This is a genomic window from Micromonospora sp. NPDC049151 (assembly GCF_040648395.1).
In the GTDB taxonomy this organism is placed as follows: domain Bacteria; phylum Actinomycetota; class Actinomycetes; order Mycobacteriales; family Micromonosporaceae; genus Micromonospora.
The window spans coordinates 313,214-327,832 of record NZ_JBEZDP010000002.1; the positions used below are offsets into that span (position 1 = coordinate 313,214).

Annotated in this window: 13 protein-coding genes; 6 read left to right on the plus strand and 7 right to left on the minus strand. The window is 70.5% G+C overall.

Features of this window, described 5'->3' with window-relative positions; translation table 11 throughout:
• Positions 1-499 precede the first annotated feature (499 nt).
• Positions 500-1,933 carry an RICIN domain-containing protein gene (locus AB0B20_RS04280; RefSeq protein WP_357468016.1) on the plus strand — a complete coding sequence of 478 codons (1,434 nt, stop codon included), beginning with the start codon at positions 500-502 and terminating at the stop codon, positions 1,931-1,933.
• 80 nt (positions 1,934-2,013) lie between these two features.
• Here AB0B20_RS04280 and AB0B20_RS04285 read toward each other — a convergent pair whose 3' ends face one another.
• Entirely contained in the window at positions 2,014-3,648 is a 1,635-nt protein-coding gene (locus AB0B20_RS04285; RefSeq protein WP_357468019.1) for an Ig-like domain-containing protein, read from the minus strand.
• A 127-nt stretch (positions 3,649-3,775) separates the two neighbouring features.
• On the opposite strand from AB0B20_RS04285, the gene AB0B20_RS04290 reads away from it, so the two are divergent.
• Positions 3,776-4,048, plus strand: coding sequence for a hypothetical protein (locus AB0B20_RS04290; RefSeq protein WP_357468022.1), 273 nt, complete (start codon positions 3,776-3,778; stop codon positions 4,046-4,048).
• A 130-nt stretch (positions 4,049-4,178) separates the two neighbouring features.
• Positions 4,179-4,394 carry a hypothetical protein gene (locus AB0B20_RS04295; RefSeq protein WP_357468027.1) on the plus strand — a complete coding sequence of 72 codons (216 nt, stop codon included), beginning with the start codon at positions 4,179-4,181 and terminating at the stop codon, positions 4,392-4,394.
• 70 nt (positions 4,395-4,464) lie between these two features.
• On the opposite strand, the gene rfbB is transcribed toward AB0B20_RS04295, so the two are convergent.
• The 3 genes from rfbB to AB0B20_RS04310 all read right to left on the minus strand — a co-directional run bounded on the left by rfbB (position 4,465) and on the right by AB0B20_RS04310 (position 7,065).
• A complete protein-coding gene (rfbB, locus tag AB0B20_RS04300) occupies positions 4,465-5,463 on the minus strand; it encodes a dTDP-glucose 4,6-dehydratase (RefSeq protein ID WP_357468190.1) in 999 nt (332 codons plus the stop codon).
• Positions 5,464-5,586: 123 nt separating this feature from the next.
• Positions 5,587-6,144: a dihydrofolate reductase family protein gene (locus tag AB0B20_RS04305; protein ID WP_357387265.1), complete on the minus strand. Its 558-nt coding sequence runs from the start codon at positions 6,142-6,144 to the stop codon at positions 5,587-5,589.
• Positions 6,145-6,252: 108 nt separating this feature from the next.
• Positions 6,253-7,065, minus strand: coding sequence for an MBL fold metallo-hydrolase (locus AB0B20_RS04310; protein ID WP_357468032.1), 813 nt, complete (start codon positions 7,063-7,065; stop codon positions 6,253-6,255).
• A 74-nt stretch (positions 7,066-7,139) separates the two neighbouring features.
• Between AB0B20_RS04310 and AB0B20_RS04315 the strand changes: the two genes are divergently transcribed.
• On the plus strand, positions 7,140-7,637 hold the full coding sequence (locus tag AB0B20_RS04315) for a helix-turn-helix domain-containing protein (RefSeq protein ID WP_357468038.1): 498 nt from the start codon (positions 7,140-7,142) through the stop codon (positions 7,635-7,637).
• Between the two features lie 43 nt (positions 7,638-7,680).
• Here AB0B20_RS04315 and AB0B20_RS04320 read toward each other — a convergent pair whose 3' ends face one another.
• On the minus strand, positions 7,681-8,988 hold the full coding sequence (locus AB0B20_RS04320; protein ID WP_357468193.1) for a condensation domain-containing protein: 1,308 nt from the start codon (positions 8,986-8,988) through the stop codon (positions 7,681-7,683).
• A 539-nt stretch (positions 8,989-9,527) separates the two neighbouring features.
• On the opposite strand from AB0B20_RS04320, the gene AB0B20_RS04325 reads away from it, so the two are divergent.
• A complete protein-coding gene (locus AB0B20_RS04325) occupies positions 9,528-10,385 on the plus strand; it encodes an SDR family oxidoreductase (protein ID WP_357468043.1) in 858 nt (285 codons plus the stop codon).
• Positions 10,386-10,439: 54 nt separating this feature from the next.
• On the opposite strand, the gene AB0B20_RS04330 is transcribed toward AB0B20_RS04325, so the two are convergent.
• Positions 10,440-11,648 carry a Glu/Leu/Phe/Val dehydrogenase gene (locus AB0B20_RS04330; RefSeq protein ID WP_357468046.1) on the minus strand — a complete coding sequence of 403 codons (1,209 nt, stop codon included), beginning with the start codon at positions 11,646-11,648 and terminating at the stop codon, positions 10,440-10,442.
• A gap of 200 nt (positions 11,649-11,848) precedes the next feature.
• Entirely contained in the window at positions 11,849-13,459 is a 1,611-nt protein-coding gene (locus AB0B20_RS04335; RefSeq protein WP_357468049.1) for an alpha/beta fold hydrolase, read from the minus strand.
• A 264-nt stretch (positions 13,460-13,723) separates the two neighbouring features.
• Here AB0B20_RS04335 and AB0B20_RS04340 point away from each other — a divergent pair, with 264 nt between their 5' ends.
• On the plus strand, positions 13,724-14,617 hold the full coding sequence (locus AB0B20_RS04340) for an acetaldehyde dehydrogenase (acetylating) (RefSeq protein WP_357387277.1): 894 nt from the start codon (positions 13,724-13,726) through the stop codon (positions 14,615-14,617).
• Positions 14,618-14,619: the final 2 nt, after the last annotated feature.

Sequence of the window (14,619 nt, forward strand, 5' to 3'; positions counted from 1 at the left end):
ATGGTTCGCCCTGGCTCACCCGTCTCAATCTACTGCCGGGCACCGATCGAACACGGCGCTCCCGCACCCCACCCCGGTGGCGGCCGGTGGGGCCGGATCACGAGAGAGAGCGATATTCGTCGATTCCTTGACACCCCAGACGCGGTCGCCAACACTTGTCCGCAACGCGCACTTAACAATCAGAAGCATGGTGCCGCCTCGGCGTGACCCGCCGGAGCTGCTCGCGCGGCACGTCAACCACCGCCAAAGACCAAGAAGCCCGGGTTGCTGGGGACGCAACGGTGTTAGCGCTAACAATGCCGGCGTTCCCGGAGGACCTCACGGCTGCCGCACCACGGCGGGCAGCAGCGGCTCCGGCAGCCTGAGCTCGAACCCAGAGAGGCTGGATCACGTGACCGACCACTTCCTGACACGGATCACGTCGTCGAGGCGCCATGCAACGGGACAACCGCGGCGCACCCGGTCGTTACGCCGGCTGCTGATCGTGCCGGTGGCCGCGATGACGGCGATGGTCGGCGGCGTCGCCGTCATGTCGTCGCCGGCCATCGCCGCCACCAACCAGTTCCGGGGCATGAACTGGGCCGTGTTGGGCGACAACTTCAGCACCGGTCCCCTCGTCGTGCAGGGTCTGAGCTCCTCCGACAGCAACGCCACGGTGCGGGCCAAGGCCAACGCCCTCTACGACGACATGGCTTCCACCATGGGGGTCAACACCGTCCGGCTGCCCGTCAACACCCACACGGTGGGGACGGCCTGGTGGGACGCCTACCGGGGCGCCATCGACGCCGCCACCGCCCGCGGGTTCAAGGTCATCCTGGCCTACTGGGAGGACGGCGCCGCCTCCGGCGGCAGGATCACGAACCTCACCGCGTGGAACACGATGTGGTCCACTGTGACGAACACGTACGGCTCGAACCCCAACGTCTACTTCGAGCCGATGAACGAACCCCACGGTTACAGCTCGACGGAGTGGCGCAACGTCGCGGCCAACTGGCTCAGCTACCACTACTCGGCGGCGCCCAGCCGGGTGCTGATCGGGGGCACCGGCTTCAGCCAGGACCTGCGGGACATCTGCAACGACACCCGCTTCAACTCGACGTTGCTCTCGTTCCACTACTACGCCTTCTTCTACGGCGCGATGACCTACGACGCCTTCCGGAGCCACATCCAGACCCGCCTCGGCAGCTGCGCCGACCGGGCCGTCGCCACCGAGTTCGGCGCGCCCATGAGCGACGGCCGCAACTACGCCGACGCGAACAGCACCGACAACTTCGTGCGTTACATCCGCGCCATGGCCCAGGTCATGCGCGACAACCGGATGGGCGGCACCTACTGGCCCGCGCTCGGCGGCAAGCCCGGCACGATCGGCTACGACTGGTACTCGATGTACTCGCTCAGCGGCGGCGGCACCGACCTCCATCTGACCGTCCGCAACACCTCCGGCGCCGACCAGGTCCGCTACGGCTGGGGCGACACCGTCGGCGGCGGCCCCACGACGCCGCCGCCGTCGACGGACACGTTCTACCGGGTCGTCGTGCGTCACAGCGGAAAGGCCATGGACGTCCAGGCACCGAACACCGAGAACGGCTCGCGCGTCGGCCAGTACACGTACAACGGCAACGCGTGGCAGCAGTGGCAGTTCCAGGACGCCGGCAGCGGCTACTGGCGCCTGGTCAGCCGCAACAGCGGGAAGTGCCTCGACGTGGTGAGCGCGTCCACCGCCGACGGCGCCGAGCTGATCCAGTACACCTGTGGCAGCGGCACCAACCAGCAGTTCCAGATGGTCGCAGCCGGCAGCTACTTCCAGCTCCGGGCACGGCACAGCGGCAAGTGCGTGGACGTACCGGCCGCGTCGACGGCGGACGGTGTGGTCCTCAAGCAGTACGCGTGCAACACCGGTGCCAACCAGCAGTGGTCGCGTACGAGCGTCTGACCGGCCCTACGGCCGCTGCCGGCAGCAACGGGCCGGGTCGAGCGGGCCCGTTGCTGCCGGTGTGGCTCACCCTCCCCCGGTCACCGGCGCAGGTGGCCGATGCCGTGCTGATCCAGCCAGGCGACCGTCCGCGGCACGAACGTCGGCGCCGCCGGGCCGGCGCTGACGTCGGTGGCGATCAGCGGTACCTGGGCGGCGACCGGGAGCAGGGTCGACCGCCAGCAGGCGGGCGTGGCGCAGGCCGAACGGTCGTCGACGCGCCAGGCGGCGGCCACGCTGCGGCCGTCCGGGTCGGCCGGGCGGTATTCCAGCCACCGGTGCAGGTCGTTACCGCCGTCGACCCCGGCGGCGAGGACCAGGTTGAACGAGCCCTGGACGCGAAGCAGGCGAATCTGCTCCTGTACGCCGAAGGGCGGCAGGCCGGTGCCCGAGCACGCGGGGCCGCCGTCGCGCCAGCAGGCCCAGACCGTCGCGGGATCGGCGCCGCCGGCCGCCGGGAAGTCGTACGGCGAGATGTCGAGGACCACTGCGTTGTCGTCACCGAACACCTCCGCCGCCGCGCTCCAGAAAGTACGGGCGGCGAGAGTGTCGCTCTGGCGCAGGGACACGATGGGTGTGATGCCGGCCCGGATGAGCCGGTCGACGTACCGGGCCGCCTCGTCGAGGTACCCGACGCGGTTCTGCCTGTCGGCAGGGCTGCCGGTGTAGACGTAGCAGGCGTCGCTCAGCACGACCCGCACCGCGTTGACGCCGCGGGCCCGCAGCGCGCCCACTGACGCGTCGTCGACCGGGCCGTCCCAGCGAACCGGTCCCCAGGCGCACTCGCCGGGCAGGGCCGACCGGATGATTCCACGCGGCCGGTACGGCCTCGGGTCGGCGGTGACGGTGAGGATGCGGTTGCCGAATGCCTTCAGCGCGGGCGCGGCACCGGGTGCCTGCGGCGGGAGCACCCGGATGCCGCGGACCTCGGCGGTGGCCTGGGCGCCGCCGCTGTCGAAGGCGGTGGCGGTGACGCGGGTACCGCTGTTGGGCGGCACGCCGCGCCAGTCGAACGCGTACGGCGCGGTGGTGTCCACGGCGAGCAACGTGCCGCGCTCCCGGAACTCGACCCGCTCGATCCGCCGGCCGGCCGCCGCAGTGGCCTCCGCCCGGATCGGGATGACGCCCGGCGCGGCGAAGAAGTCGTTGGGCAGGGGCGAGGTGAGCGCCACCGACGGCCCGCCCGGCAGAGGGCTGGGCCGCGGGCTCCCGGAGGCTGCCGGCGACGACGAGCCGGTCGGGCCGGCGACGTCCGCGTCGCACGGCTGGCCGCTCAACATCCAGTCGGTCGGCTCGGGATCGGCACCCCGGTAGTTGCCGCCGAACCGCACCGTCACCGAGGCGCCGGTCGGCAGCGTGGACCCCGCCGGGGGGCGGAGCATGGTTACCGGGTACATCTCGCCGCTGCCCAGCGTGTATCCCTCCGGCAGCCGGTCGAGGCCCATGGTGATCGTCTGACCGCTGGCCTGCCGGAACCGCAGCCACCAGTCGGTGACGGGAGAGCCCAGATTGGTGAGGGTGAGCTCGGCCCAGAAGCCGGTGGACCACTCACGGGTGATTGTGTAGTCGACCGTGCACACGGGCGCGGCGTAGGCCGGCCGCAGCACCATCGTCATGGTCCCGCCGACGACAACAGCTGCGGCTGCGGCCAGCGCGAGGATCCTCCGTCGCATCATGCCCCCATGTATCGACATACATCTCTTCATGCAGCCTCAGCGGTCGGGACACGATCTGTCAATACCGTGCCGCCCGCTGCCGCCTGTGAGCGTGCGGTCGCCGGGACCGGCGGATAAGGTGCGGCACATGCGATCGCTGATTGCGGCAATCGTCGAACACGAGGAGGCCGCCAGCGTCCTGGCCTGGCCGGGCGACTTCGACCTCGACCGGAGAGACCACGTCGAGGACGTCCACCTCGCATCAGGCGTGGCACTCGAAGGCCTCGCGGGTGACGGCGCCGGGGGCACGTACTTCTTCTGCGGTGACGGTGGCGAGGAACGGCCGGTCCTGTATGCGGACTCGGAAGGCAGCGCGGCCCTCGTGGCGATCGGGCTGGAGCAGCGCCGTACCACAGATTGATCAACGACTGAGGGCACTGCCCAGCGGGTACGGGCGGCGATGCGGAGCGATGGTGCTATCGCCGCGCAGCGGCCGGACGCGGCCGTTAGTCTCTTGAAGACGGTACGCCGGGATGCGATCGTCACCGGCTATGAGCCCGCATCGACACGAACGCCCCCGACGGCCGAGCGACGACATCGAGGACCGGCGCGACCGGCGCGACGCACGGATCCGCGCCGATCGTGTGGAGATCGCGATGGCGGAGCTGGAGGACAGGCCGCCGACCGACGACATCGAGTTCGGGCCCGACCGGGACACGCGTACGTGGCGCGGCGGATCGCCCGGACTCGGCCGGCGACGCCGCTGAACACACGGCGCGCCCGTGACGGCGCCGGCTACCGGGTCGCGGCGGGTGCGGCATCCGCCCGGGCGTGACCTCAGCCCGCTGTCTCACCGGCGGCGCGGTAGCCCTCCTCGACGGTCCGCTTCCGCGGCTTCCACCACCATTCGTTGGCGCGGTACCAGTCGATGGTGGCCGCGAGCCCGTCGCGGAACGAACCGAACCGCGGCCGCCAGCCCAGCTCGGTGCGCAGCTTCGTGGAGTCGTTGGCGTAGCGCAGATCGTGCCCCGGGCGGTCGGGCACCAGATCGTACGCGTCGGCCGGCCGGTCCATCAGGGTGAGGATCAGCTCGACGATCTCGCGGTTGCTGCGTTCGTCGCCGGAGCCGATGAGGTAGGTCTCGCCGAGCCGGCCGTGCCGCAGGATCAGGTGGACCGCCTCGTTGTGGTCGTCGACGTGCGTCCACTCGCGGACGTTGACGCCGGTCCCGTACAGCTTCGGGCGCTCACCGATCAGCACGTTGGTGACCTGCCGGGGGATGAACTTCTCCACGTGCTGGAACGGCCCGTAGTTGTTGGCGCAGTTGGAGAGCGTCGCCGCCACGCCATAGGACCGGACCCACGCGCGCACCAGCAGGTCCGATCCCGCCTTGGTGGCGGAGTAGGGGCTCGACGGGTCGTACGCGGTCCGCTCGGTGAACTTCGCGGGCCCGTCCAGCGGAAGATCACCGAACACCTCGTCGGTGGAGACGTGGTGGAACCGGACGTCGTGCCGGCGTACGGCCTCCAGCAGGGTGAACGTGCCGATCAGGTTGGTCCGGACGAACGGCTCCGGATCGCGTAACGAGTTGTCGACGTGTGACTCGGCGGCGAAGTGGACGACCACGTCGGAGCCGGCGACCAGGGTGTCCACCAGCTCGGCGTCGCAGATGTCGCCGTGCACGAACTCCACCCGGTCCTCGACCGGGCCGAGGCTCGCGCGGTTGCCCGCGTAGGTCAGGGCGTCAAGGACACGGATCCGGTACTCGGGGTGGTGCCGCAGGGTGTGGTGGACGAAGTTCGACCCGATGAACCCCGCGCCCCCGGTGACCAGCATTCTCGTCATGAGTCGTCACTCTATCGGCCGCCAGGGTCTCGACCGATTCACCGAAGGCGATGACACCGCATTCCGGAAGAAGCGCGGCACGGGCGCGGGCGGCCCCCTCGGCTGTGGGGCGGCTCAGCGCGTCCGGTAGCGCGCGTAGATGAGGCCGGTGGCGAAGGAACGCTCCTCGACCAGTTCGAGGTCAAGGCGTAGACCCTCGGGGAAGAACCGCTTTCCGCCCCCGACCACAGTCGTGGTGATGAACAGGTGGTATTCGTCCACCAGGCCGGCCGCGATCGCCTGGGCCGCGAGGTTCGGGCCGTCGATGGTGAGGTCCCGGTCGGCCTGGGCCTTGAGCCTGCGCACCGCGTCCGGGTCGAAGGACCGCTCGATCCTGGTCTTCGCGCTGGACACCGACCGCAGCGTCGTGGAGTACACGATCTTCTCCGCCGCCTGCCAGTCGCTGGCGTACTGGAGTATGTGCGGTGGCTGGCCGGGCTTGGTGTGCGCGGTCTCCCAGTAGACCATCGTCTCGTAGATGCGACGGCCGTAGAGGTACGTGCCGACGGGGCGGAAGAGGTCGTTGACGAAGGTGTGCACCTCCGGGTCCTCGGCCCCGGTGCCGAGGCTGCCCTCAGCCGCCTCGACGTAGCCGTCGAGCGAGGTGACCATCGAGTAGATGAGCTTCGCCATGCGTCTCCTCCGGGCACCGACACCTCTTCGGCTACCGCCACCGTCCGGGTCGACAGCGAGGCGATCAGCCGGCGGCGTCGGCCGGTCCGGCCGACGCCGTCGACATCGCTACACGCGCTGGGCGAGGCGCTGGGCCTGCCCGGCATGCATGTCGCTCACCCACTCCCAGCCGGGCTTGGCCGATGGACCGACCCGCGGATCGTCGGCGATGTCGCCCTCGGGCAGAGCGAGCACATACGCCCGGTCGCACTCGATCCGCGCGCGGACCTGATCGGCCTCGGCGACCGACCCGTGGCCCGGAACAACGACATCGACGTCGTCCGCCACCTCCTCGAGCAGCCGCAGCGCGGTCAGGTAGTCGTCGACCGGCTCCTCGGCGCCGTTCAGGTCGAGCATCGGAATCAGGACATCGGAGAGCACGTCGCCGGCCACCAGCACCCGACGCTCCTTGATCAGCAACGACGCATGGCCGGGCGCGTGCGCCTGATGCTCGATGATCCGGACCTCGGGACCGTCCCAGGGAATCCGGCTCGTCCCCTCCGGGAGGCCGGTGATGTGGCCGAGCAGGTCCAGCGGCACCTTGCCGACGACCTCCGGCGGGAGCATCCCCTCGACGCGTTGCCTCGCGTCCGCGTCCGGCAACTTGGCCCGGACGGTGGCCGCGCAGCCCGCGGTGCCGTACCGAGGTGCCTCGCCGAAGCTCTCATGCCACAGCAGATGATCCCAGTGCGGGTGCGTCGAGAAACCCGCCACGACGCTCTGACCCAGCTCGGACAGGTCGTTGGCAAGGCAGGCCATCTCGTCACCCGTCACACCGGGGTCGATGAGCAACACGCCGGACCGGCCTTGCACGACGACGGCGTTGCACTCGAGGAACTCGCTCTCGTGGATCAGCACACCCTCCGCGACCTGCCTCAGCACGGGGCCCCCTTCGTTCGTGATTCTTCTATCGCCGGTCGGGACGCTAATACCGGCGGTGGTAGTTTGCAAGCACTATGGACGACACGCACGAGCCGCGGTCGGAGTGTCCGATCAACGCCGCCGTCGAGGTGTTCGGCGATCGCTGGAGCCTGCTCGTCCTCCGCGACATCGTCTTCGGGGACCGCCGCTACTTCCGGGAGCTGCAGGCCAACTCGATCGAGGGCATCGCCACGAACATCCTCGCCGACCGGCTGAAGCGGCTCGTCGAGTCGGGACTGCTCACCCGGGAGGACACTCGACCGGGCCAGCGGGCGCGCTACAGCCTGACCGAACCCGCCATCCGACTCGTACCGGTGTTCGCGCGGCTCGGCAGCTGGGGGCTCCGGCACCGGCCCACGGACTCCGCGCTGCGCGCCCCCGCCGAAATGCTCGAAAACGGCGGCCCCGGGCTCTGGCAGGAGTTCATGGACGAACTCCGCCACTCGCACCTCGGCACCGGCGCACCACCGCGATCGCCGAGCCTCCACGAGCGACTGAGCGCGGCCTACCTGGCCGCCGCGGACGCCGGGTAACCACCGGGCGTCGCACGACGGCCGGGCGGCCGCGCCGCATCCGCTACGGCTTGCGCCAGGGCTGATCCGGCTGGTCGGCGATCGTCAGGATCAGGTCGATGAAGTCCGAGCCCCAGCGGTCGATCGTGCCCGCGTCGACCGCACCGGGCTCGTACTCGACGCAACACCGCAGTTCGCCGGGGGGAGCCACGAGGAAGGTCCAGACGAACCCGCCACGGAGAAAGGACGTCGTCCGTTCCTCCGGCATGACCACCGGTTCGACGCTGGCCGCGAACCCGGTGTCGTCCTGCGCCACCGGTGAGTTGATGTAGTTGAGGATGGGCATGAGGGCCCGCGGATCCGCGGCACCGTTCATCAGGCCGGGCGTCATCTCGACGATCGTCGGGAACGGAAACGGGTGCCGCCGCGCCTCGGCGCCGCCCTTCCGCGCGAGCAGCATGAGGTCCAGGAAGGTCTCGCAGCCGCCGAACTCCAGACGAAGGGGAACCGGGTTGACGAAGAAGCCGATGGTGTCGTAGAAATCCGGGCTCGGCCGGCCACTGCTCGACGTGAACAGGGTGATGTCGGACCGGCCGGTGACTCGCTCCGCGAGCACCATGAACGCCGCCAGGAAAACGTGCCAGACGCTGCAACGATTCTGGGCGGCACTCGCCGCGACCTTCGCGAAGCTGCCCGGGTCGATCGTGAAGTTCCCGATCGCCATCTGCGGCTGCAGCGTGTCGGGACCGTGCGGCCGGTCGGCCGGCATGGTCAGCATCTCGGCACCCGCCAGCTTGTCCGACCAGAAGCGGCGCGCGGCCGCCGCCTTCCCGCCGCGCAGGAACTCCTGTTCCTGAAGAGCGAACTCCCGGTACGGGACCGGCGTCGGAAGCGTGTGCGGCACGCCCGTCACCCGGGCCGTGTAGCAGGCCGCGATCTCACGCCGGAGGATGTCGGTCGACCAGCCGTCACAGAAGAGGTGGTGGGTCTGGATGGTGAGCACCGCGTCGCGGTCGTCGAACCGGTGCAGGGAGGCCCGCAACGACGGCTTGACCGAGAACGACATCGTCTGTTGGCTCAGATCGGTGAGCAGATCGACCGCCACGTCGTCGCGCGAGCGGCCGGGTTCCACGGCGATGTCGCGGACGGTGAGCGGGACCGGCAACGGCGGCAGCACCTCCTGGAACCCGAGGTTGCCGTCCGTCTCGTCGTAATGAACCCGCGTACGCAGGGACTCCTGCCGTTCCACGACCTCGTCGAGGGCTGCTCTGAGGGCATCGACGCGCAGTTCTCCCTTGATCCGGAGAGCCAGGGCGATGACATGTTGCGGTGCGCGTGCCAGACCGCCCGGGTCCCGCTGCCGGGAACTCAGCGGATAGCGGGCCGCGGGTTCCACGAGGATCTCCGATTGGTTCATGGCAGCCCCCAGGAGTCATAGATCGACGTATTCCTCTGCGACACTCCTCCGGCCACGCTAGTCAGGACGCCGGCGGCGGGCACCTTCGTAGTTGCCCGCCGCTGTCCGGCGTGCGAGCACGGCCGGAGATGCCCCGTACTCCCGGCCTGCCGGATCGTGGTCCCTGCCACCGCGGCCGCCCTCTTGCCCACCGGGCAGCCCGCGCCCCACAGCCCAGCCACCTCCGGGTGACGATGCCGACGGCCACCCATGCCGTCGATCGCCCTCGCCCGGGAGACGGCGCCGACGGCTACCCGCCGTCGGCGCCGTCGCACTGGTCGGCGCGTCGGAGCCGGCCCGCGGATCGTCCCGTGGGTCGGTACGGCCGAACCCGGTGCCCGGTCCCGGCGGCACGGGTACCGGCGATATCCGTCGTCGCACTTTCGCGGGTGCTGCCGGCTGACCGCCTGGCAACGATCAGGAGACCGCTGAACCCACCAGGAAGGGGCCCGACCATGAGCGAAGCGCACGGCACGCCCGAGGAAGGCGCCGCGACGCCCGCAGTCGCGGACGAAGGCGATCCGTCCGGCCCGCAGTCCCGCCGAGCCCACGGGGACGCGAGCCCGGGGGCGGGCCGCGCCGTCCTCGTCACGGGGGCGGCGAGCGGCATGGGATGGGCCATCGCGAAGCGATTCGCGGCGGCGGGTGACCGGGTGGCACTTCTCGACAAGGCGGCCGGCGTCGCCGACGAGCTCCTGGGCGAGCTGGACGGCACCGGGCACGTCGCCCTCCAGGCCGACCTCATGGACAGCGCCGCTGTGCGGACCGCTGTCGACTCCGCCGCCGAGCGGCTGGGCGGGCTCGACGTCCTGGTGAACAACGCCGGCGTCTTCACCCTGCACCCCATCACCGAGGTGAGCTACGAGGTCTGGCAGCAGCACTGGCAGTCCACCCTGGGGCCCAACCTGATCGGCGCGGCCAACGTGACGTGGTGCGCGGTCCAGCACCTGAAGGAGCGCGGCGGGCGGATCGTCAACGTCTCGTCGCGGGGCGCGTTCCGCGGCGAACCCGAGGCGCCGGCCTACGGTGCGAGCAAGGCCGGCCTGAACTCCTTCGGCCAGTCGCTCGCGCTCGCCCTCGCGCCGTACCGGATCTCGGTCGCGACGGTGGCGCCCGGATTCGTGCGGACCCCGATGGCCAAGGAGTACCTCGAGGCACCCGGTGGCGACGCGATCAGGGCCCAGAGCCCGTTCGGCCGGGTCGGCGAGCCGGACGAGATCGCCGCGGCCGTGTTCTATCTGGCCTCGGAGAAGGCCGAGTGGGCCAGCGGTGCCGTACTCGACCTGAACGGCGCCTCCTACCTGCGGACCTGAGCAGCGGTGGCGGTCCGGTCCGGGCGGCCGATGTCGTCCGGACCGGCTCGACCATCAGAACGTCCGCTGGTAGGCGCGCGCGACGTCCAACCGTGTCTGCGCCATCTCGACCGCGGCCTCGGCGGGCAACAGACCGGGACGGGCCGCGACCCGATCCAGCAGTTCGAGCGTGTTGGCCGTGATCCGCTCCGCGATCTGGGTGAACGCCTCCGCCCGGGTACGGCCCCGGTGCTCGGCGGCCGCGCAGATCACACCCCCCGCGTTGACGATCACGTCGGGCACGCTGAGCACACCGCGCCGGGCGAGGACAGCCTCCGCCTCCGGTGTGACCGGCAGATTCGCGCCCTGCAGGATCGTCCTCGCCCGCACGTCATTGACGTTGCCCATGTGCACGGCGTCGCCCTGGGCGGCGGGGATCAGGATGTCGCACTCGACGGTGAGCAACTGGTCGCGCTCCATGGGTTTCACGTCGTGGCAGTCCGCGATCGGGCCGGTGCGCTGGAAGGCCGCGAGCGCCTCGATGTCCAGGCCGTCCTGGTCGTAGACGGCGCCGGTGATGTCGGACACCGCGACGACGCGAGCGCCGAGGCGGGCCAGCTCGAGGGCGGCGACTCGCCCGACGGCGCCGAAGCCCTGGACTGCCACCCGGGCGCCCGCCAGCTCGAGCCGGTTCGCGGCCTGCAGGGCCTCCGCGCACTTCGCCACGCCGTAGCCGGTGGCGCCGACCTCGTTGAGCGGGATGCCGCCCAGCGCGCTGGGCAGCCCGACCGAGCGGCCGATCTCGTCGCGGATCCACGCCATCGCCGTCTCGTCGGTCCCCACGTCGGGCCCGGGGATGTAGTCGACGACGTGACGGATCGCGCGCGCGAAGGAGCGGAGCACGGACTGCCGCGCCGCGGGGTCGAGCGGCCCGTTGATCCGGATGCCCGACTTCCCTCCGCCGTGTGGCAGTCCGGCCGCCGCATTCTTGATCGTCATGGCGCGGGCGAGCCGGGCCACCTCGCCCACGGTGACCGTCGGGGTCATGCGCACCCCGCCGATGGCCGGGCCGAGCACAAGATTGTCGAGCACGACGATGCCCGTGGCACCAGCCGTCAACTCGAAGAAGTGCACGGCCGCGGGGCCGAGATCGTCGGCCGGCCAGGCTGCGGTCTCCCGCATCACGGCCTCCCCGGCGTCCCGGTGGGAACCGTCTCGCCCGCGCCCGGTGGCGAATACCAGAATGACTCGCGCATGGATGTGACCTCCCGAATAGATGGGCATCCGTCGTGTCGAGTCTCACCGCGGCGTTGCGGCGTGCTCAACGGTGAAATTGCCGTCCGGCCACGAGGGTGACCGCTGATCGGAGTGCCGGTCCTGATGGCGACGGCGCTGCCGTCTCGGCACATCGGACGGGCGGCTGCCGCCTCACCCGGCCACTGGCATTCGCAGTGGCCGGGTGAGGCGAAGACCGGCCGGGGGTGTCAGCGAGCCCGGCGCGCCGATGGTGTCCCGAGGACCGACGCGGGGCCCAACGGGGACCTGGCGGCGCCGATTCCGGACGCCTGCGCGGTGGCCGCCGGGCCGGGTACCGGCTGCGGGAGCGGTGCGCAGGTCGCATCCGGGCCGTTGCCCCGCTGACGTGCGGGCAACGCGCCGGTCGCCAGGTAGGTGGCGACCACGCCGTTCACGCACTCGTTGCCGACGAAGAAGCCGCTGGCGTGGCTGGTGCCACCCGGTACGGCGAGCAGGCGGGAGTGCGGGAACCGCCTGCGCACCTCGAGACTCCCCCCGAACGGCGTCGCCGCGTCCAGCGTCTCGTTGACGAGCAGGACGCTCGCGACGCGCCGCCCGTCGATGTCCACCGCCCGGCCCGCCGGTGCGGGCCAGGACAGGCAGGGCGCGTTGTACCACCCGTTGAGCCAGGTGAGGAACCGCGCCGTCCGGAAGGTGGAGCTCAGGTCGCGCTGCCAGGTGGCCCAGTTCCGGGGCCATGGCGCGTCGGTGCACGACACCGCGTTGTAGGCGGCGTAGCCGTTGTCGTCACCCGGCCCGTCGACGATCTGGTACCAGCCGATCAGCGTGTCGGCGTCCTGGTCGTGCACCCACCCGGCGAACACGCCGGCGAGCTGGGTCCAGAAGTACTGGTTGTATCCGGCGTGCACGAAGATGTCACTCCACTCGGCGCCGCCGACGACGCCGCCGGCCGGCTGCCGGTCGAGTTCGTGGAGTTTCTGGTAGAAGAGCTTCTCGACCGCCGCCGCCGTGCTGCCGAGGTGGTAGACGCTGTCGTACCGGGCGAGCCAGCCGAACCAGATCCTGATGTTTCGTTCGAAGGCGACGGACTGGTCCAGGTTGTTCCGGTACCAGACGGTGCGCGGGTCCACGGTGCTGTCCAGCACCATCCGCCGTACGCGCGCCGGGTAGACGCTGGCGTAGACCTGGCCGAGGTAGGTGCCGTACGAGTATCCGAGGTAGTTGATCTGGCGTGCGCCCAGTGCGATCCGCAGGCTCTCCAGGTCACGCGCGGAGTCCAGCGTCGTCATGTGCCGCAGTAGCGGCCCGTTCTCCTCGGCGCAGGCGCGGGCATATCCACGCGTGCGCGAGAGCCAGGCGCGCTCCACTGCCGGAGCACCGGGCACGTACGGCGGCCGCGGCGCCGCGAAGTAGTCCGGCCGGCAGGAGATCGCCGGCACGCTGGAGCCCACGCCGCGCGGGTCGAGGCCGATCCAGTCGTAGGCGTCGCCGGCGCCGTCCGGGACCGCCTGGCCCAGTGCCGCCAGGCCCAGCCCGGATCCGCCGGGGCCGCCGGGGTTGGTCAGCATCACGCCCTGGTACTGCGAATCCGGCGTGGTGTGCGGGATCCGCGACACCGCGAGCTGGATCGTGGCGCCGCGCGGACGGGCGTAGTCGAGCGGAACGGTGAGGAATCCGCACCGCGCACCGGCGGCGGCCAGATCCGGGTCCGCGCAGGCACCCCATGCGATCCGGGTCGTGGCGGCCGCGGACGCGGTCGCTCCGGCGCCGGTCATCAGAACGCCGACCATGGCGGCGGCAACGAAGTGCCTCGTCCGGCGGCCGATCGTCGTGCTCATCACGCGCCCTCCCTGGGTGTGAGTGCGGCAGCGTCAACATTTGTGATGCTTGTCGACGTCGCACACCAGGGGCAACGTTCCATTGTGCGCAGTGCGCCACCGACGCTCGCCGGAATCCGGCACCGGCCGGCTGATGACGCACTCGTGGAGAAGTTTCGTCGTCCCGCTCACGGCATGCTGAACGAGAGCGTGCGCCACAATCGCGCCGGCCGCAACGACGGGACCGGCCATGGTTCGGGGCAATTCTGAGGGGAAGATCGGGCTATGAATAAGGGCAGCCGGTTGAACGTTGCCATCCTCGGAGCGGGGCTCATTGGGCTCGATCTCTTGACAAAGATCAAGCGTTCCAAATTCCTTGACTGCCAATTGGTGGTGGCGCGCGACAGTCAGAATCGCGGATTGCGCACCGCAGCCGAACTTGGCTACCGGACGACCGGCGGCGGGGTCAGGTCGCTGGCGTCTGCCCCGGTGAAGTTCGACGTCGTGTTCGACGCCAGCAACGCCGCCTCCCACGCCGAGCACTGGGAGTACCTGGAGGGCCTCGGTGCGCTGGTCGTCGATCTGACGCCGAGCCGGATCGGCCACATGATCGCGCCGACGGTGAACGGGACGGACGCCCTTGTGCACCGCAACGTCAGTTTGATCAGCTGCGGCGGCCAGACGGCGATCCCGATCCTGCACGCGCTCACCCAGCGGTACTCACCCGACTACATCGAGGTGGTGACGACCGCGGCCAGCCAGAGTGTGGGGCGGGCGAGCCGGCTGAACCTCGACGAGTACGTCGAGACGACGCAGGCCGCCATCCGTGCCTTCACCGGAGTGCCCGATGTCAAGGTCCTGCTGAACCTCAGCCCCGCCGAGCCGCCTCCCACCTTCCGGGTGGCGATCTCCATGACCGGCGACGACTTCGATCTGGACGTGATCCGCAAGCACGTGACAGCGGCGGCGGAAGAGGTCCGGACCTTCGCCGCGGGCTTCGACATCGCCGCGTGCAGCGTCGTCGACGGCCGGGCGTTCATCGCGATCGAGGTGAGCGCCTCGGGAGATCTGATCCCGCACCACGCGGGGAACCTCGACATCATCAACTCCGCCGCCATCTACGTCGCCGAACAGTACGCAGCGGGCCGTCCGGTCGCCCAGAAGAGGACAGTGAGCTGAAC